Raw genomic sequence first — 17,031 nt, forward strand, 5'->3', positions numbered from 1 at the left:
TATGCGTGTTGAATGACAAATTTCAATATCTGTCATTCAATTTTATTCTAAGTTGGGCCGCTTTGGCTCTCGGGAAGCCCACGGTCTTGCGCCCGGCCCCGCTTGGCCTATATTCCGCCACCATGAATTCGCTCGGTATCAACAAGGCGGTGGGCGCGACCCGCGTGGTGGTCGCCATGTCCGGCGGGGTCGATTCCTCGGTCACGGCGGCGCTTCTGCGCGCCGAGGGCTACGACGTGGTGGGCATCACCCTGCAGCTCTACGACCACGGGGTGGCGGTCGCGAAGAAGGGCGCCTGCTGCGCCGGCCAGGATATCTATGACGCCCGCCAGGCGGCGGAGCGCCTGGACATCCCGCACTATGTGCTGGATTACGAGAGCCGCTTCCGCCAGTCGGTGATGGAGGACTTCGCCGACAGCTATCTGCGCGGCGAGACGCCGATCCCCTGCGTCAGCTGCAACCAGACGGTCAAGTTCCGTGACCTGCTGGCGACGGCGCGCGACCTCGGCGCCGACGCGCTGGCCACGGGCCACTACGTGCGCCGCGTGATGGGGCCGGAGGGCGCGGAACTGCACCGCGCCGTCGACCGCCGCCGCGACCAGAGCTATTTCCTCTTCGCCACCACCCGAGAGCAGTTGGACTTCCTGCGCTTTCCTTTGGGGGGGTTGGAGAAGGACGCCGTGCGGGCGGAGGCGGAGCGCCACGGCCTGGCCGTGGCCGACAAGCCGGACAGCCAGGACATCTGCTTCGTGCCCCAGGGCTCCTACGCCACGGTGGTGCAGAAGCTGCGCCCCGGGGCGGCCGATCCCGGCGATATCGTGCACATCGACGGGCGTGTCCTCGGGCGCCACGAGGGCATCATTCATTACACCATCGGCCAGCGCCGCGGCCTGGGGGTCGGGGGCGAGCGCGAGCCGCTGTTCGTCGTCGGCCTGGAGCCGGAAGCGCGCCGGGTCATCGTCGGACCCAAGGCGGCGCTGGCGACGGACGTGGTGGTGCTGCGCAGCCTCAACTGGCTGGCGGGCGCGCCTTTGGATGCTGCCGGGCGCGCGGTTCAGGTGAAGCTGCGCTCGGTCAGCGAACCGGCGCCGGCGCGGATCTTCCCGCGCGCCGCCTTCGGCAACCAGGGTGGCGGGGCCGAACTGGTGTTGGAGACGCCGCAGTTCGGCATCTCGCCGGGCCAGGCCGCGGTCTGCTACGATGGCGACCGGGTCCTCGGCGGCGGCTGGATCGCGGCCGCGGAGAACCGCCTGGCGGCCTGAGACGCCGAGAACAAGGCCGCGGAGAAGGCCAAGAAAAAAAGACCGAAGCGGAGGAGTGACCCGCCATGTCTCTGGAGAGCCTCACCGAACAGCTGAAATCCCAGGCCGCGCTGAATCCCCCGCTGGGCTACCGCGTGCTTTTCGACCTGGGCGAGGAGGGGGCGATCCTCTGGGACGGCAAGGAGACCCCGGCGGAGATCGCGCCGGTGGAGGTCAACGGCATCGAGGCGGACACCACCCTGCGCATCAGCCCCGACCAGCTGGGCAACCTGATCGACGGCAGCCTTGATCCGACGCTGGCCTACATGACCGGCAAGCTGAAGATCGAGGGCTCCATGGGCGTCGCCATGAAGCTGGCCACTATGCTGGGCGATTGAGCGGCCGGACCCTTTTCATGAACCCCCTTTAGTGAGCAGTGCACCCGGCGGGCCCGGGTTTCGGGTCCAAACCCTAAGCCCAGCATCGCGATCAGCAAAAAAGCCTAATGTTTCTATGGGTTTAATCGCTGCTTTTGTTGCAATTGAGACTCATTTGCATTATTGTCAGAGCCGAAGTTCGTTACTTTGATGGAGGCTGAAAATGGGACTCCGTGCTGATACGGAACCGTGTTGCAAAAGGCCGCGGAAAACGCACCGCACAGTAACCTTCACCGCCTTGACGGCCCTCATGGCGGCCACGGTGGCAGCCACGATGACAGTGGCGGACGAGACGGCCGAGGCTTCGACCATGACTCCCGAACAACTGGTCGAAGAAGTGCGGGACGGCGGCCACGTCATCTTCATCCGCCATGTCCGCACGGAGAAGGACTACGCCGATCAGGTGAATGCGGTGATGGGGGACTGCTCGACGCAGCGCACTCTGAGCGAAGAAGGCTGGCGCGATGCGCGTGTCATCGGCGATGCTTTTGCAGAACTGCAGATCCCGGTGGGCGACGTCATCAGCAGTCAGTATTGCCGGGCCTGGCAGACCGCAGACCTCGTGTTCGGCGGCTACGAGAAGACGGCCGACCTCAACTTCGAGCCGGCGGAAAGCTATACCGATGCGCAGACCGCGGCGATGCGTGACCGCGTCACGCCGCATCTCTCCAAGGTGCCCACGGCGGGGGTGAACACCATCCTCGTGGGCCACGACGACCCCTTCGAGGCGGCCACCGGTATCTATCCGGAGCCCATGGGCGTGACCTTCGTGATCCGCCCCCTCGGCAATGAGGGCTTCGAGGTCTTGGGCAGCATTGCGCCTGAGGACTGGCCTTCGCTCACGGATTGACGGGTGCGGCTGGGGTGCCGCTCCGAGAGGGCCTGCAGGGCAGGGGAGGCTGCATGACCGGAGAAGGGTCACCGGACCGCCTCGAAATCATGCGCCAAGCCGTGATGTGCTGTGACGACTGCGGCGAGAGCGGGGGCTGGCTCTGGGTGCTTGACCGCTGCGGTGCCGAGCCGCTGCCGGCGCGCGGAGCCGGCTCTGCTCTGGGTCGGCCCCTGGGCAAGCACCTCAGCCAGCACCTGGGCCGGCCCAGGGCCGCGTCCGGCGGGGGTCGGGCGGTCTGATCGCGTCCGGGCCCGCGCCGTCGGAGGGCAGCCAAGCCCGGAAGACTGCTGCTCCGGCCCCCGGGTGAAGGGCCGAGTCCGGGGGCCTCAGGCCGCGGCGGGCCGCCGCGCCGTCAAGCCGCTTGACAGGGCGGGGGGCGAGGCCATATACGGCTGCGCGGCCCCCGTGATAGGGTGCCGATCTTCCTCTGGCGGGGTAGCTCAGCTGGTTAGAGCAGCGGAATCATAATCCGCGTGTCGGGGGTTCAAGTCCCTCCCCCGCTACCATTTAAAATCAATATGTTAAGTGCAAAAGGCCGCCTCCGGGCGGCCTTTTATGTTGCACCATGTTGCATGTTTTTTCCGTTGTTTTTCAATGCCTCCCAAAGCCCCCCGGCAGCTCCGTGCGACATAGGTGCGACATGATTTGCGTGTGTTGTCATTTGTTTCCAGCCACTACACTGAGCCGTCACTAGCTGGGATTCGACTGGTCAATGAAGGAAGCAAACCTCTCTAGCGAAAGTAAGAGCCAGCTTGTTGGGGACGCGCTAGTGGCGCTTACCGAGGAACACCCCGTTGTGGTGTCAAACAGATGGAGCCAGCCGTTCGGAGATCTACTCCCGCTGGTTGTCGAAATCGTCGTGCAGCTTCCGGTTCTGGCCAACAAACGGGACAGCATCGAGGAGAGATCTGGCCTCATTTTGGAAGCCTATGTCAGCGGCTGCTGGCAGATGCGTCAGGAGGCGCTGGCAAGCGGTGTCGAGGCGGAGCTGCCGCACCCTCAGGCGGTCTTGGAGGCCGTGCGGGCGGCCCTTGCAGAGCTATTCGAAGAGACCCGAGAGGAGCTCAACCAGGAACTGGCGAGACGGATGTGGCACGGCACCCGCCGGCGCGCAGCTACGGGGGCACCTGCTGCGCCCGGCCTTGACCACACCGCCGCCGAGATTGAGTTGCTGGCAGAAATCGCAGGGTACTGGACAGCGCCGCCAGAGGACGGTGAACAACGGCGCGGACGGCCAGCGGACCACGCTGCCGACTTTGTCGCTGAAGCTGCACTGGAGGCCTATGAGGATCTGACCGGTCGGGAGGTCGATACTGGGCACCGGACGAATCGGCAGAGCGGCGAATTTGTCAGATTCCTGGCGCGGCTGTTCGGCCTCCTTTGCATAGACCGGAGCGCGGAGAACCGTGCGCGACGCGCGGTCACTCTGGCTAAGAGTCCCTGGTCAAGCAAGGGCTTGCGAAAATAGGTCCAGTCGGACCACTAATTCCCGCAACAGGTTTTTCACACAAACCTCAATTCATGTGAATACTCCCGAAGCACCGACACTTATTTGGAGGTGCGACAGATGGAGGCCAATCCCCTTAGTCACGACCTGTTGAGCGGCGCAGAAGAGATTGCCGCGTTTACCGGCCTGCCTGTGCGACGGGTCTACTACATCGCAAGTCAAAAGGGCGTGCTGCCCATCTTCAGGCTCGGCAATACCCTCTGCGCGCGCAAATCTGAGTTGGCTGAGGCCCTTTCGGCCAAGCGCGTTCAGTCCGATGGCTGAGTTGACCGCTGTTGGCAAGGGCGGCGGGACGTTCGGATATCTGGCGCTTATTCAACTCCTCGCCAGCGCGGCCACTGATGATCGGGTCACAGGCGCTCAGCTCCGCGCCCTAAACGCCTTGGCCCGCTTCGCCGGACCAGACGGCACCTGTTGCGTTGCCCTCTCCCGCCTAGCCGCTAGCTTGGGAACTAAACGGCAGCCCATCCAGCGCGCGGTAAAGGCGTTGACGAGCTATGGTTATCTGACGAGCAAAGTACGTTGGCGCAAGACAGGCGCGCGCGGCGCCAACCTCTACACCTTTTATCTAGCGCTGGAAGGAGCCCTTGCCTGCCCGGTTGTCTGGTCGCAGGGCCTGCACCTTCCAAATGATTCAGGGGATTTGACCTCCCAGAGGGTGCGGGGGGCGCACCCTCTGGGAGGTGCACATAAGAAACCATCAGAAGATACCAGCCTTAAAGAAACCAGCGCCTTTTCGCAAAGGGCAGAGCGCTGCGGCATTCGTCTAAAGGCGAGCACACAGAGGCGGCCAACCCCGGTCACCAATGGCGGCGGCAGCCAGAACTCGGTCGGCGCAGCTCTCAGGCGACGGATCGCAGATCACAATCGGGAAACCGACCGCGCTGCCTCTGGTCGGCTGTGGAGTGAGTGGTCACGACTCGATCCGGATTTGTCGCTGTACGACCGGCTTGGCGCAGGCGCGGTCAAGGTCGTCGAGAAGGCGCAGGACATTGAGGCCAAAAAGCCTGGTCAAGGTGTGCGCTACCTCGCTGGTGCTGTCGAGCAGGCGACAGGTGGCAGCGTGACGGCCGCTGACGTTCTGAGCGGCAAGTGGAGGAGAAAGAGGACGCGGTGACAATGAGGAGCAAGCCGGCGAAACTGGTCCGTGAGACTATCCATCGGAAGGAAAGCCAAAGACTTTAAAAAGAGGCTACGGGACCTGGGCTATGCATATAGGGAAGTGGACACCACATCAGCCGAACTGAGGACACGGGCTAAGCTGAGGAGAACTCCAGCGCCTGCAGTGTCGAAACTCTTCGCTGAGTTGCGCATCGGGGTTTCGTTGGAACTCGGTTGACGGCCATTCGTTACCACGACGCTGAGGTAAACGCAGCCGAAGAACGAGGGGAATCTGTAGGCGCAAGGGGCCCCTGAAGCCTATTGTTCGAGGGTAATTCCGGACCCCTCTCTTCCTGTAGGCATAGGGAGGAAACCAGCCATGTCGTGTCGCCGAAGCTGGAGACAATCGACGCGACTTTTGGGCAACCACCGCGAACAAGTTGCGGAATTCTGTGCAGCACATCCGCACCATGCTGAAGACCACTGGGCTGGCGGCCGTCGTTGTGCCGGATAACGTGCTCTTCTAAGGCGGAGCTGCCGATACTGTGCGCAGGAAACTGCTGCAGAAAACCGATCTGCACGCCACCCTGCCACTGTTGACCGGAGTTCTCCGTTGCCCTGGCGTCAAGGCCGACGTGCTGTTCTTCGACATCAAAGAAGCCCGCGAGAGTTCCTGGACTGAGAGAGTCTGGCAGTATGGCTGTCGCGCCAACGTGCATCACACCTCGAGAAAGAAGGCTCTTCGCCAGGAGGACCTGGCTGACTTCATTGCCTGCTACCGCCCCGAGAACCGCAACAAGCGCAAGGCTACCTGGGGCGCCGAAAAGAACCCGCAAGGCCGCCGAGTAGCTTCAGCTATGAGGGGCTGATCGCCGGTGACAAGACCAAGCTCGACATCTTCTGGCTGAAGGACAAGAGCCTCACTGACCTCGACAACCTGCTGGAGCCGGGCGAGTTTGCCGAAGAGATCATCGAGAACCTGGAAACCGGGCCGGAGAGCTTCCGCCCTGTCTCGGTGGACTTGGAGAACAAGTCGCAACCCAGTTGGGCGTGGATCGATTTACCGCTGGCCAAACCTCTGCGGGAACGCTCGTAGGCATCATCAGCCTCAGTGCTCCGTTCGGGAGAATTTGCAGCACTCGGCGGCAGTTCGCTGCGATTTCAGTTCTTGCTTTGGTCACTCTCATGACTTGAATCGACAGCATGCCGGCCGGCACACAAACCACCCCGGAGTCCTCGATGCGAAGTCAATCCACACACGCGATTGGAGGCTTCTGGTTCTCTCAATTAAAGGTTAGCCTATACACTATGAGCTCTCCACCACGATTGCTGCTCAGTTTTGCGATCCGAAGTCGCCGTAGCAGCGGCATCGCTCTCGTCGCGGTGCTTTGGGTCGTCAGTCTGCTGGCAGCTATCGCCACCAGCTTTGCGACAACGCAGCGCACGGAGGTCGTTGGGGCGCGCAATCAGATCGGGAATGCGGAAGCACGGGCGCTGGCCGACGCGGGGCTTCATCGGGCGGTGCTGGCGCTGGCCTCTGAGGGCGAGGCGGCGGCGCGCGACGGGCGCGCGCGGGACTGGGTCTTCGACGGCGCGCGGGTCACCACCGCCGTGCAGGCGGAGGGCGGGAAGATCGATCTGAACGGCGCCGAAGTCGGGCTGCTGGCGGGGCTCTTTGCTGCCGCTGGCGCGCGCGACCCTGAGGCCTTGGCGGCGGCAGTGGCAGACTTTCGCGATGCCGACAGCGATCCGCGGCCGCGCGGCGCGGAGGATGCCGACTACCGCAGCGCCGGGCTCGCCTGGGAGGCTAAGGACCGGCCCTTCGAGCGGCGCGACGAACTGCTGCAGGTGCTGGGCATGACGCGGGGGGTCTACGACGCCGTGGCGCCTGTTGTGACGGTCTATGCCCGCTCCAAGGGCATCGATCCGGCGACCGCCCCGGCAGCGGCGCTAGCCGCCCTGCCGGGCATGAGCGCGGCGCAGGCCGAGGCTCTGGCGGCCGGCCGCGGCGGTGGGACGGGAGTGTTCGGTCTGGGCAATCTGGGGGGCGCCCTGGGCGACAACCCCTATCTCGTGCCCAGCGCCATTCCCATGGTCACCATTCGCGCCGAGGCGGAGGCTGAAGGCGGCGCCGTCTTCGTCCGCGAGGCCGTGGTCGCGCTCACCCCCGGCGCCCGCAAGCCCTTTCATATCCTCACCTGGGAGCAGGGGCGGCGGTAAGGCGAGAGTTGTTGCGGCGTCCCATCCTTCGAGACGCGCTCTTTCCAGCGCTCCTCAGGATGAGGTCCGAGAACAGGTCCTCACCCTGAGGAGGCGCGTCAGCAACGTCTCGAAGGGTGGGCCCGTCAGCCGCTCGGCGTTCCCGCCGGCGCTGCGCCCGTTCCCAGTGCCTCTGCTTCTTCCGGCGGGAAGATGGCCGGAAGCTTGCGGCGCAGTTCCTCTGTGACGGCGCGGGCATCTTCCTGGTTGCGCACCACGCGCGGTTGGATCAGCACGAGGAGTTCGGTGCGCGTGGCGGAGTTGTCGGTCGCCTTGAAGAGGTTGCCGAGGATGGGAATGTCACCCAGCACGGGAATGCCGGTCTCGTTCTCCTCCAGCCGGTCGCGGATCAGGCCGCCGAGAGCCACGGTCTCACCGTTCTGCACTGCGATGGTGCTTTCCAGTTTGCGCTGCTGGATGGTGGGGGAGTCGATGCCCGAAGTGGTGGTCTCGATCACCTCGCTCACTTCCTGGTCGATGTCGAGGATGACCAGGCCGCCGGCGTTCACCCGCGGCGTGATGTTGAGGATCACGCCGGTGTCGCGGAATTCCACGGTGTTCACGATGGGCGCATCGTCGTCGACGGTGCTGGTGGAGGAACGGGTCACCACCGGCACCTCGTCGCCCACCTGCAGGCGCGCCGTCTCGTTGTCCAGGACCATGAGGGTGGGGGCGGAGAGGAACTTCACGTCGGTGACGCCTTGCAGGGCATTCACCGTCGCGCGCAGGTTGTCATTGTCGAAGACGTAGGAGAAGCCGGGGAAGGAGGAGCCCAGCACCGCCGCGCCAGCGTCGGTGGCCGCGTCGGTGAAGGTGAAGCTCGAGTTGCCCGATTCGAGGAACCAGCGTACGCCATACTCCAGGTCATCGTTCAGGGTGACCTCGACCAGGGTCGCCTCGATCAGCACCTGGAGCGGCAGGATGTCGAGACGGCGCAAGGCGGCCTCCACGCGGCGATAGCCCTCCGGCGTTGCCAGAACGACAAGGGAGTTGCTCTTCTCGTCGGCGAGGATGCGGATCTCGCCCGCGCCGCCCAGCGCGGTGCCGCCCGAGACCGCGCCCGCCCCTGCCGCCGGCGTATCCACAGGTGGGGTCAAGGAGACCGGGGGCTCAGCCCCCTCGTTTTCCGGGTCGCTGGTGAGGCTCGCGGGCGTCAGTCCCGGGGCGATCGCGGTTTCGCTGCCCAGCGAGACCGTGGCCGTATCGGCGGCGAAAATCTGTCCCAGCGTATCGGCGAGGTCCTCGGCGCGGCGGTTCTGAACGTAGTACACGAAGACGCGCTGAGCGTTGCTGCTGCCCTGGTCGAGGCGGGCGATCCAGCGCCGCGCCTCTTCCAGGTAGCGCGGCTGCTTGGAGACGACGAGCACGGCGTTCATCCGCTCGATGGGCACGAAACGCAGCAACTCTCCCAGGCGCGGGCCGCTGGGGTTATCGAGGATCTGCTCCAGCTCCGCCACCATCACCTCCGGCGTGACGGCCTCCAGCGGCTCAAGAGCGAAGGACATGCCCGACAGCCAGTCGACGTCCAACACCGAAATCAGACTGAGGAGAGAGGAGATCTCTGCCCTGTTGCCGGTCACGAAGAGAAGGTTGCGGGCCGGGTCGACCCGGATGTTGCCGGGGTTCGCCAGGAAGGATTGAGCGAGGCCGCCCAGCTCCTCGGCGGAGACGAAGCGCAGCGGGATGACCCTGGTGCTGACGCCGCCAGGAACAGCAGGGCCACCGGCACCGTCGAAGGAAAGATTGGGAAGGCCGAGGCCCGCCTGGTCGGCCGGGACCACGCGGAACAGCCCTTCCATCTCCACCAGGGCCGCGCCGTTGATGCGCAGGAGCTCTTCCAGCGTCGGCAGAACCTGCTCCGGCTCCAGCGGCTGGCTGGTCTGCAATGTCACACGGCCCTGCACATTGGGATCGATGACGTAGTTGAGGTCCAGCGTGTCTTCCAAGACAGCCCGGATGACCTCGCGAAGATCGGCATCGACGAAGTTGAGGGTGACGCCTTCGGCGGTGTCCTGGACTTGGGCGATCTGCATGCTGGGCCGTGGGCCGGGCACCCGCGCCAACTCGCCGCTGCCACGCACCTCGAACGGCTGGATGCCGCCGCTGACATCCGCTGCAGTGTGAGGCTCGTAGGTTTCGGCGCTGCCCTGTTCGGTGGGGAACTGCGCGGGCCGCTGCTTCTCAGCATGCCAGACGTCGCGGAAGAACTCATGGCTGCTGGTTTTCGGGGCTTCGCACGCAGCGACGCCCCCAGCGAGCAGGGCGCCCATCAGACCCGCAGTGATGCGCCAGAACCTCCCCACGTTCTCGCCCTAACCCCCCTTATGGTGTTCGACCTTGAGTTTAGCCGCCCGCGGTCTAAGAAATCTATGAGTACAAGTCGTGAATCGGGCAATTCCCATGGATCACTGCCGTCTGGGTCGCGCTGGGGCTGCGCCGACGCCGCTTGCTGTGCTTTTCTGGGTGGCCTCGGTGAGTTCCAGTTCCAGGAGTTTTTCCCCATGGCTGAGCAAGAGACGGTCCGGCAGCACACCCTCCACAAGCCAGCCGTCAAGATCAGCGCCCTTCGCCAGGCGCAAGAGGTCGTTCTCCCCTGGTTTGCGCACCATGGCGACGCTTTTTCCCGCATGGATCACGATGCCCACCAGGGTAATCTGCGGTTCGGCAACCGGTGCCGGGGGCGGCGGCGCGGCCGGCTTCTGGACGTCCGGCTTGGGCGCCGGCTTTGCTCGTGGCGGCCGGCGGGTCTGTGAAAAAGGCGGCCGGGTGACGAGCTGCCGGTAGGTGTTTTTCGGTGGCATGCGAAAGGCGCTTTGCGGTGCCGGCGGCATCGCAGGTTGGACCGCAACGGTGGAGTCAGGGCGTTCCGGCAGGGCAGGGGGCACCTCCTTCGCTTCCGAGAAGGTCCAGGCTCCCAGACCCGCGCAGGCCAGGAGGGCCAGGACGTTGTATGCGGTGAGCACCCTCATGAGCGCTCCTCCGCCACGGGCGCGGCGGCGAGGTATCCGTAGACATCCAAGCGAACCAGCAGAGGAACGGCTTCCTCTTGCGCGGTGTTTCTTCCGGTCGGCTGCTGGCCACTGCGGATGTCAAGGTTGTCGATGAAGAGAGAAGGTCGGGCGCCCTCGATATGGTGCAGAAGGTCGCGCAGGCCCGCAGAGGTGATGCGCAGTTGAGCACGCGCCGAAACACGCCTGAGGCCGCGTTCCGGGCGCACCGGCAGCACCTGGATGGAGCGCACGGTCCCCCTGCGTCCCTCGATCGCGACCGTCAGGAAGGACTGCACGAAGGCGCCGGCGATGGGCTCGTTGTTGCCGCGCAGCAGGCCGTCGGGTGCAGGCTTTGCACTGGCCAAGGCGTCGCGCTGGCGCACCAAGGCGTCGGGGTCGCCACTTACTTGCATCAAGCGTTCGAGAACGCTCTCCGACAGAGCAATGGAGTCGGCCAACTCCGTCTGGCGCTCTTGATACGGTTGAACGGCCAATAGGTAGACGGCGGCGGCCGCTGCGATCAGGAGAGTGAAAGCCAGGGCGCGGCTCAGCAGGGGGGGGAGGCGGGTCATGGCCTGGCCTCCGGCGCTACGACCTTCAAGGAAAGGCTGAAACGCTCCAGGCCAAGCCGCGGATCCTGCGTGATAGGTGCTCGGAAGACCGTTTCAGTGAACAGCGGAGACTCTTCGAAGGCGGTGAGCAGCTTCGAAGAGGCCGGTGAGAAGCCTGACAGCTCCAGGCGGTCGCCGGCGAGGCTCAACTGCGTCAGCCAGGCGTCGTCCGGCAGCAGGCGGGTGATGTGATCGAGCTTCGCCAAGGTGAGCGCATCGGCGCTCTTCAAGTCCGCGAGCGAGATGTCCTGCTGCTGAAGGTCATCGATTTCAGCCTCCAGCTCGCGCAAGGCCGCTACGCGCGCGCGTTCGGCTGCAACCCGCTGACTGAGGACTTCCGCATAGTCGGCCTGGCGCTGCACGGGGATCTCTGCAGCCAGAAACAGCAGCGCTGCGGCACTGGCCGTCAAGGCCCCGGCGGCGAAGCGCGCGAAACGAGGCGCCGGGCGCATAGCGACCGACGGCAGCAGATTGACGCCAAGCGTCCCGTCCTCCGTTTCGGCCGCGACGTCCACCGCCGTTACGGAGAAGCCCTGACGCTCCGCTTCGGCGATCAGACCGTTGACCTCGCGGCGCGGCGACAGCAGAACCGAGACGCGGAGCTTTGCGCGCTTTACATCGCGCCCGGCGACCTTGAAGTCATAGTAGACTTCGGATCGGCTGAAAGGGGTCAGGCGATCCATTTCGAAGCCCAGGACTTCCCGCAGGTTCTCTTCGGCGGCCAGGGGCAGCTCGGTATCGCGGGTCACCAGCAACGCGCGCGGTAAGGCCAGGGTGACGGCAGGCACTTTGCCGCGTGCGCGCTTCCTGACTGCATTGTCCGGGAGTTGCTCGCGGCGCCGGCCGCGCTGACGGTAGAGCCGCGCTCCCGCACCGTCGAGTTCCAGCAGCAGGCGCTCACCGTTGCCGCTGAAGAGCCGGCGCAGGGGTGCGGGCACTAGGGCCGCCAGCTCGCCGAACCACCAGCGGAAGAAGACGCCGACCACGGGCAGCAGCTTTTGCACCACGCCGCTCATCGCCGGATTGCCTCCGTCATCACCGCAGCGGTGAAGCGCGGCCAGCGTTCATCCCGCGCGTCATCGAAGACAACGGTGGCTTCGACCAGATCCGGCAGGCGGCTGCCGTCGGTCCAGGTCGCTTTCCAGCCGGTAGACTGCCCTCGCTGATCCTGGCCCAGGTATTGAAAGCGCAGGTCCTTGATGCCGGTGAGAAGAACCTCCCTGCGCGCGTCATCGCCCAGCGTCAGGCCCGGCTGGCTGCGCGTGAAAGGCTCCCAGCGCAAGACCAGACTGCGCGCACCGCTGACCGTTTCGGTTCCCAGGCTGATGAGGTGGTAGCCGCCCCGTCCCAGGTATTCCGGCACCGTGCCGACGAAGGTCAGCGTTCTGGGTGTCGCGTCGAGGGCGACGCGCGGGCGGCGGTCGAGGCCGCGCACCTCCAGCGGCTGCATCTCGGCAAGCTGGCGGCGCAGCAGGGCCTGAACCGCGGCGACGCGGCCCTGGTCCTGCGCTTCGGACCCCGTGCGCTCCCAGACGCGCACCCCGAAGTTCAGGCCGCCCACCATCATCACACCCAGCAGCCCCAGCAGGGTGATGGAGACCAGGAGTTCCATCAGCGTGAAGCCGCCTTCGTTTCGCCGAGCGGTTCGGGCTGTGCGGGTCATGGCGCGTCTCCCAATCGCAGGGAGTTCAAAGTGACGTCGCGGGTGCGGTCCCGGTCCTGCCACGTAACGGAGACGGTGATGGCGTAGGGCGTCATGCCGGGCGGCGGCGGTTCGGCGGTCATGGCGGCGTCGCTGTAGAGGCTGACGCTTCGCTGCCAGGTCATGCCGTCGTCGAGGCGCCCGCCGGCCCGCCCCGGCGAAAGCGGTTCCTCGACGCCGGCGCGGGCCATGAGGGATTCGGCGTGACCCAGGGCAACGAGCGCGCGGTCGGCTGTTTTGCCGTTGCGGAGCCCGCCCGAGAAGATCTGCAGGATGGCGGCGAAGCTGAGCGCGAAGATGGTGAAGGCGATCAGCACCTCGATCAGAGTGAAGCCGCCCTGGCGGCGGCGGAGGGCGCGATCACTTCGCAAGGGAGACCTGCCCGGTCAGCCAGTGCACGCTGACCTGATAGCTGCTGCCGTTCTGGCTCAGGCGGATGCCACCGCCCGTCGCGCTGCCGTCGGGGAAGAAGCGGATGGCGCCGCGGTCCTCATGCAGGATTTCTTCCGCCGCCGTCAGCAGGGTCACATCGCTGTCGGACGGCAGCGGCCAGCGCTTGGGCCCGCCTTCCACACCAAAGGTCTTCTCAGCCACGTCGACAAAGACCGCGGCCTCGCGGTTTGTCCGCAGTGCCGCGCCGCGCGTGCGCTTCAGCAGTGCCGTCAGGTCTTCCGCTGCGGCGCGCAGGGTGACGGTCTCCCGGCCCGAGAAGACCGTCCCGGCCAGGGTCACCGCCAGCAGCCCGGCGATGGCCATCACCACCAGCAGTTCCAGCAGGGTGTAGCCGCCCTGCCGTCCAGGCCGCGCCGCCGCGCGGCTACCAGCTCGTGACGTCCTTGTCGTCGTCATCGCCGCCTTCGGCCTTGTCCGCCCCCAGGGAGTAGATGTCCACCTCGCCGTGCCGGCCCGGGTTGGCGTAGAGGAAGGGGGTGCCCCAGGCATCCTCCAGCACCTCGCGCTTCTTCAGGTAGGGGCCGCGCCAGTCGTCGAGGCCCGCCGGTCCCTCCACCAGGGCCACCAGGCCTTCCTCCTCCGTCGGGTAGCGGCCGACGTCGAGATAGAAGAGTTCGAGCCCGGAGCTCACTTGATCGATGCGCAGGGAGGAGGTCTCCGACTTCGCGCGGCCCAGGTAGTTCAGAGCGACCGTTCCGGCTGTGACCGTCAGCAGGGAGAGGATGGTGATCACCACCAGGAGTTCCATCAGGGTCATGCCCGCCTGCCGCTTGCGGCGGCGCTGTGCCCGCGCGTCTCCCGGGGTCGTTGGCTTGCGGTCTTCCTGCAGCATCTAGAGCACCAGTTCGTTGACGGAGAAGAGGGCGAAGAGCACCGAGGCGACGATGAAGGCGATGAGCCCGCCGAGGCCGAGGGTGAGAACCGGCACCAGCAGCGCCATGAGCCGCCGCGTCGTCTCCTCGCTCTGCTGGTCGTAGATCTCGGCCAGCTTCAGCAGCATGTCTTCCAGCCGGCCGCTTTCCTCGCCGACGCGGATGAGCTGAACCAGCAGCGATGGGAACAGCGGGTTCTCGCCCAGGGGTGCCGCCAGCCCGCGCCCGGCCTGAACGTCCGGTTCGGCGGCGGCAATGCCCTCGGCCAGCGCGGCGTTGCCCATCACCTCCCGCACCAGCTTCAGGGCTGTGAGCAGCGCAACGCCGTTGGCCAGCAGCGTGCCGAGGGTGCGGGCGAAGCGGGCGACATCGCCCTTCAGCCAGAGTGCGCCCAGCACCGGGACCTTGAGCACCCGGGCGTGCCACCAGAGCCGCCCGGCCGGCGTGCCGAGGTGGAGGCGCAGCGCCAGCGCCAGGGCCAGTAGCCCCACGACGATGGCCCACCAGGCCTCGCGCAGGAAGGCGCCCAGGGAGACCACGGCCCGGGTGACGACGGGCAGGTCCGCGCCGGCATCCTCGAACATCGGCTGGAAGGCGGGCAGCACCACGGTCAGCAGGATCACCAGCGAGACCCCGGCAGTCACCAGCAGGAAGGCCGGATAGATGAGGGCGGAGCGCAGTTGCGCGCGGACCTGCTGCGCGCGCTCCAGAAAGTCGGCGAGGCGCGTCAGCACAGCCTCCAGGCTGGCCCCCGCTTCGCCGGCCCGCACCATGGAGCGGTAGTAGCTGGGAAAGGCCCGGGCCTCCTTGTCGAGGGCGTCGGCCAGGGTGCTGCCGCCGCGGATCGCGGTCAGCAGGCGCGCCACCATCCTTTTGCTGGCCGCCGTCTCGCAGAGGTCGGTCAGCAGTTCCAGCGCCCGGTCCAGCGGCAGCTCGGCGCGCAGCAGCGTCGCCAGCTTGCGGGTCAGGGTGGCCAGCTCGCCGCCGGCGGCCGTCCGCGCCGGCACGATCTCCCGGTTCAGCAGCTCTTGCAGACCGCCGCCGCCCGCCGCTTCGATGCGCAGCGGCGTGTGGCCCATGAGGTGAAGCTGGCTCACGACGCCGCTTTGATCCAAGGCCTCCAGGGTGCCCTGCACCACCTCGCCGCTGTCGCTGACCGACTTGTAGCGGAAGCTCGCCATGATGCCGCCCGCCCCTAGCCGTCCGCCGCGGAGGTGACCCGCGCCACCTCCTCGAAGGAGGTGAGGCCGGCCCGCGCCTTCAGAAGGCCGTCCTGGCGCATGGAGCGCATGCCCAGGTCCAGCGCCGCCTTGTGGACCTCCCGCGATTCCGCATGGCGCAGGACGAGGCGGCGGATCTCGTCGGCCATGGGCAGGACTTCCAGGATGCCGGCGCGGCCGTGGTAGCCGGTGCCGTTGCAGGCGGCGCAGCCGCGCGGCTTGTACAGCGTGACGTCGCTGGCGGAAGGGTCGATCTGTTGCGCCAGTTCCGGCAGCGCCGCATAGGGCTCCCGGCAGTGCGGGCAGAGCCGCCGCACCAGCCTCTGCGCCAGGATGCCCACCAGGGTGGAGGTGAGGAGATAGTCCTCCACCCCCATGTCCAGCAGGCGGGTGACGGTGGCCGCCGCCGTGTTGGTGTGCACGGTGGCGAGAACGAGGTGTCCGGTGAGGGCCGCCTGCACGGCGATCTGCGCCGTCTCCAGGTCGCGGATCTCGCCGATCATGATGATGTCCGGGTCCTGGCGCAGGATGGCGCGCAACACCTGGGCGAAGGTGAGGCCGATCTTGGGGCGCACCTGCACCTGCTTCACGCCGTGGAGCTGATACTCCACCGGGTCCTCCACGGTGAGGATCTTCTTTTCCGGCGCGTTCAGATGCTTCAGCGCCGTGTAGAGCGTGGTGGTCTTGCCGCTGCCGGTGGGGCCGGTGACCAGCAGGATGCCGTTGGGCCGCTCCAGCAGGCCGAGCAGTTGGTCCTTGGTGCCGGCATCGAAGCCCAGGGCGTCGAAGTCCAGCACCACCCCCTCGCGGTCGAGGATGCGCAGCACCACGCCTTCGCCGTGGAGAGTCGGCAGGGTGGAGACGCGCAGGTCGACCTCCTTGCCGCGCACCACCATCTTGATGCGCCCGTCCTGGGGCAGGCGGCGCTCGGCGATGTTGAGGCCGGCCATGATCTTGATGCGGGAGATGACGGCGGCGCTGAGGCGCGCGGGCGGCGCCTCCACCGCCCGCAGGACGCCATCGATGCGGGTGCGCACGCGTAAAGAAGCCTCGAAGGGCTCGATATGAATGTCGGAAGCGCGGGCCTCGACGGCCTTGGCGATGAGCAGGTTGACGATGCGGATGACCGGCGCCTCGCTCGCCTGGTCGCGCAGGCGCGCGACGTCCGCTTCGGTGGACTCCTCCGCCGCCGTGGCCGCGGCCTCGGCGATCTGCTCCAGGGAGCCGGCGCCGGCACCGGCCAGCCGCTCCAGCGCGTCCTCCAGCTCCGCCGCGACGGCGACGCAGCGCCCGACCGCGAGGCCGAGGCGCAGGCCCACCGCCTCGGCGGCGAAGTCGTCCAGCGGGTCGGCCATGGCGAGGGTGACGCGGCGCTCGTCGAGCGCGATGGGCAACACCCGGCTGTCCTTCAGGAACTTCGCCGGGAGGGCGTCTTCGGTGAGGGGCAGGGCGGGATAGTCCTCCCGCGCCGCCAGCGGCAGGCCGAGCTGTTCGGCCAGGGCCTCGGCCATGTCGCGCTCGCCGACGAGGCCGAGGCGCGTCAGCACCCGGTCCAGCCGCTCCCCGGTTCCCGCCTGGGCCCGCTCCGCCCGCGCCAGGGCCGCAGGCTCCAGCCGTCCCCGCGCCACCAGCAAATCGCCGGCGGAGCGGTGTTGCGCGGTTTGGGGTGCGGCCCCATTCCCCGGTACCGGGGCTTCCGAAGCGGCCCCGTTCGGTCTGGTATCTGAGGTTGAAGCGGGGACCGCC

General features: G+C 66.6%; 19 protein-coding genes and 1 tRNA gene. 10 read left to right on the forward strand and 10 right to left on the reverse strand.

What is annotated here, in order from left to right:
* Positions 1-122: 122 nt before the first annotated feature.
* From mnmA to ACO06P_RS21635, 10 genes are all read left to right on the forward strand, one after another.
* Entirely contained in the window at positions 123-1,262 is a 1,140-nt protein-coding gene (mnmA, locus tag ACO06P_RS21590) for a tRNA 2-thiouridine(34) synthase MnmA (protein ID WP_420347297.1), read from the forward strand.
* A 65-nt stretch (positions 1,263-1,327) separates the two neighbouring features.
* Positions 1,328-1,639 (forward strand): SCP2 sterol-binding domain-containing protein, encoded by a 312-nt coding sequence (locus tag ACO06P_RS21595; protein ID WP_420347298.1) that lies wholly within the window; start codon positions 1,328-1,330, stop codon positions 1,637-1,639.
* A 289-nt stretch (positions 1,640-1,928) separates the two neighbouring features.
* A complete protein-coding gene (locus ACO06P_RS21600) occupies positions 1,929-2,528 on the forward strand; it encodes a histidine phosphatase family protein (RefSeq protein ID WP_421935139.1) in 600 nt (199 codons plus the stop codon).
* Between the two features lie 53 nt (positions 2,529-2,581).
* A complete protein-coding gene (locus ACO06P_RS21605; RefSeq protein ID WP_420347300.1) occupies positions 2,582-2,809 on the forward strand; it encodes a hypothetical protein in 228 nt (75 codons plus the stop codon).
* Between the two features lie 190 nt (positions 2,810-2,999).
* A tRNA-Met gene (locus ACO06P_RS21610) sits at positions 3,000-3,076 on the forward strand.
* A gap of 206 nt (positions 3,077-3,282) precedes the next feature.
* On the forward strand, positions 3,283-4,038 hold the full coding sequence (locus ACO06P_RS21615; protein ID WP_420347301.1) for a hypothetical protein: 756 nt from the start codon (positions 3,283-3,285) through the stop codon (positions 4,036-4,038).
* A 99-nt stretch (positions 4,039-4,137) separates the two neighbouring features.
* Positions 4,138-4,341, forward strand: a complete 204-nt coding sequence (locus ACO06P_RS21620; RefSeq protein ID WP_420347302.1) for an AlpA family transcriptional regulator — start codon at positions 4,138-4,140, stop codon at positions 4,339-4,341.
* Positions 4,334-5,194 (forward strand): helix-turn-helix domain-containing protein, encoded by an 861-nt coding sequence (locus ACO06P_RS21625; protein WP_420347303.1) that lies wholly within the window; start codon positions 4,334-4,336, stop codon positions 5,192-5,194. The genes ACO06P_RS21620 and ACO06P_RS21625 overlap by 8 nt, the downstream gene beginning before the upstream one ends.
* A gap of 529 nt (positions 5,195-5,723) precedes the next feature.
* Positions 5,724-6,047, forward strand: coding sequence for an N-6 DNA methylase (locus ACO06P_RS21630; protein WP_421938151.1), 324 nt, complete (start codon positions 5,724-5,726; stop codon positions 6,045-6,047).
* 439 nt (positions 6,048-6,486) lie between these two features.
* The gene (locus ACO06P_RS21635) at positions 6,487-7,398 is read left to right on the forward strand and encodes a general secretion pathway protein GspK (RefSeq protein WP_421938152.1); all 912 of its coding nucleotides are present in this window, start codon (positions 6,487-6,489) and stop codon (positions 7,396-7,398) included.
* 125 nt (positions 7,399-7,523) lie between these two features.
* Here ACO06P_RS21635 and gspD read toward each other — a convergent pair whose 3' ends face one another.
* The 10 genes from gspD to gspE all read right to left on the reverse strand — a co-directional run bounded on the left by gspD (position 7,524) and on the right by gspE (position 16,913).
* Positions 7,524-9,740, reverse strand: a complete 2,217-nt coding sequence (gene gspD, locus ACO06P_RS21640) for a type II secretion system secretin GspD (RefSeq protein ID WP_420347305.1) — start codon at positions 9,738-9,740, stop codon at positions 7,524-7,526.
* Between the two features lie 102 nt (positions 9,741-9,842).
* Positions 9,843-10,406, reverse strand: a complete 564-nt coding sequence (locus ACO06P_RS21645; RefSeq protein ID WP_420347306.1) for a hypothetical protein — start codon at positions 10,404-10,406, stop codon at positions 9,843-9,845.
* The gene (gspM, locus tag ACO06P_RS21650; protein WP_420347307.1) at positions 10,403-10,999 is read right to left on the reverse strand and encodes a type II secretion system protein GspM; all 597 of its coding nucleotides are present in this window, start codon (positions 10,997-10,999) and stop codon (positions 10,403-10,405) included. The genes ACO06P_RS21645 and gspM overlap by 4 nt, the downstream gene beginning before the upstream one ends.
* Positions 10,996-12,054 (reverse strand): PilN domain-containing protein, encoded by a 1,059-nt coding sequence (locus ACO06P_RS21655; protein WP_420347308.1) that lies wholly within the window; start codon positions 12,052-12,054, stop codon positions 10,996-10,998. Before ACO06P_RS21655 ends, gspM begins: the two co-directional genes overlap by 4 nt.
* The gene (locus ACO06P_RS21660; protein ID WP_420347309.1) at positions 12,051-12,701 is read right to left on the reverse strand and encodes a prepilin-type N-terminal cleavage/methylation domain-containing protein; all 651 of its coding nucleotides are present in this window, start codon (positions 12,699-12,701) and stop codon (positions 12,051-12,053) included. Before ACO06P_RS21660 ends, ACO06P_RS21655 begins: the two co-directional genes overlap by 4 nt.
* Positions 12,698-13,111: a type IV pilus modification PilV family protein gene (locus tag ACO06P_RS21665; protein ID WP_420347310.1), complete on the reverse strand. Its 414-nt coding sequence runs from the start codon at positions 13,109-13,111 to the stop codon at positions 12,698-12,700. The genes ACO06P_RS21660 and ACO06P_RS21665 overlap by 4 nt, the downstream gene beginning before the upstream one ends.
* Positions 13,101-13,589: a GspH/FimT family pseudopilin gene (locus ACO06P_RS21670; RefSeq protein WP_420347311.1), complete on the reverse strand. Its 489-nt coding sequence runs from the start codon at positions 13,587-13,589 to the stop codon at positions 13,101-13,103. The genes ACO06P_RS21665 and ACO06P_RS21670 overlap by 11 nt, the downstream gene beginning before the upstream one ends.
* A complete protein-coding gene (gene gspG, locus ACO06P_RS21675) occupies positions 13,558-14,025 on the reverse strand; it encodes a type II secretion system major pseudopilin GspG (protein WP_420347312.1) in 468 nt (155 codons plus the stop codon). The genes ACO06P_RS21670 and gspG overlap by 32 nt, the downstream gene beginning before the upstream one ends.
* Complete coding sequence (locus ACO06P_RS21680) at positions 14,026-15,246, reverse strand: type II secretion system F family protein (RefSeq protein WP_420347313.1); 1,221 nt, start codon at positions 15,244-15,246, stop codon at positions 14,026-14,028.
* Between the two features lie 14 nt (positions 15,247-15,260).
* Positions 15,261-16,913 (reverse strand): type II secretion system ATPase GspE, encoded by a 1,653-nt coding sequence (gspE, locus tag ACO06P_RS21685; RefSeq protein WP_420347314.1) that lies wholly within the window; start codon positions 16,911-16,913, stop codon positions 15,261-15,263.
* Between the last annotated feature and the right edge of the window lie 118 nt (positions 16,914-17,031).

The organism is Pelagibius sp. (assembly GCF_965227505.1).
Classification (GTDB): domain Bacteria; phylum Pseudomonadota; class Alphaproteobacteria; order Kiloniellales; family Kiloniellaceae; genus Pelagibius.

Excerpts from the sequence above, each read along its gene's own strand:
- ACO06P_RS21635 (WP_421938152.1), top strand. The coding sequence starts at position 6,487 with ATGAGCTCTCCACCACGATTGCTGCTCAGTTTTGCGATCCGAAGTCGC.
- ACO06P_RS21595 (WP_420347298.1), top strand. The coding sequence starts at position 1,328 with ATGTCTCTGGAGAGCCTCACCGAACAGCTGAAATCCCAGGCCGCGCTG.
- ACO06P_RS21645 (WP_420347306.1), bottom strand. The coding sequence starts at position 10,406 with ATGAGGGTGCTCACCGCATACAACGTCCTGGCCCTCCTGGCCTGCGCG.
- ACO06P_RS21620 (WP_420347302.1), top strand. The coding sequence starts at position 4,138 with ATGGAGGCCAATCCCCTTAGTCACGACCTGTTGAGCGGCGCAGAAGAG.
- ACO06P_RS21680 (WP_420347313.1), bottom strand. The coding sequence starts at position 15,246 with ATGGCGAGCTTCCGCTACAAGTCGGTCAGCGACAGCGGCGAGGTGGTG.
- ACO06P_RS21600 (WP_421935139.1), top strand. The coding sequence starts at position 1,929 with ATGGCGGCCACGGTGGCAGCCACGATGACAGTGGCGGACGAGACGGCC.
- ACO06P_RS21660 (WP_420347309.1), bottom strand. The coding sequence starts at position 12,701 with ATGACCCGCACAGCCCGAACCGCTCGGCGAAACGAAGGCGGCTTCACG.
- gspG (WP_420347312.1), bottom strand. The coding sequence starts at position 14,025 with ATGCTGCAGGAAGACCGCAAGCCAACGACCCCGGGAGACGCGCGGGCA.
- ACO06P_RS21615 (WP_420347301.1), top strand. The coding sequence starts at position 3,283 with ATGAAGGAAGCAAACCTCTCTAGCGAAAGTAAGAGCCAGCTTGTTGGG.
- mnmA (WP_420347297.1), top strand. The coding sequence starts at position 123 with ATGAATTCGCTCGGTATCAACAAGGCGGTGGGCGCGACCCGCGTGGTG.
- gspM (WP_420347307.1), bottom strand. The coding sequence starts at position 10,999 with ATGACCCGCCTCCCCCCCCTGCTGAGCCGCGCCCTGGCTTTCACTCTC.
- ACO06P_RS21655 (WP_420347308.1), bottom strand. The coding sequence starts at position 12,054 with ATGAGCGGCGTGGTGCAAAAGCTGCTGCCCGTGGTCGGCGTCTTCTTC.
- ACO06P_RS21670 (WP_420347311.1), bottom strand. The coding sequence starts at position 13,589 with ATGACGACGACAAGGACGTCACGAGCTGGTAGCCGCGCGGCGGCGCGG.
- ACO06P_RS21625 (WP_420347303.1), top strand. The coding sequence starts at position 4,334 with ATGGCTGAGTTGACCGCTGTTGGCAAGGGCGGCGGGACGTTCGGATAT.
- ACO06P_RS21605 (WP_420347300.1), top strand. The coding sequence starts at position 2,582 with ATGACCGGAGAAGGGTCACCGGACCGCCTCGAAATCATGCGCCAAGCC.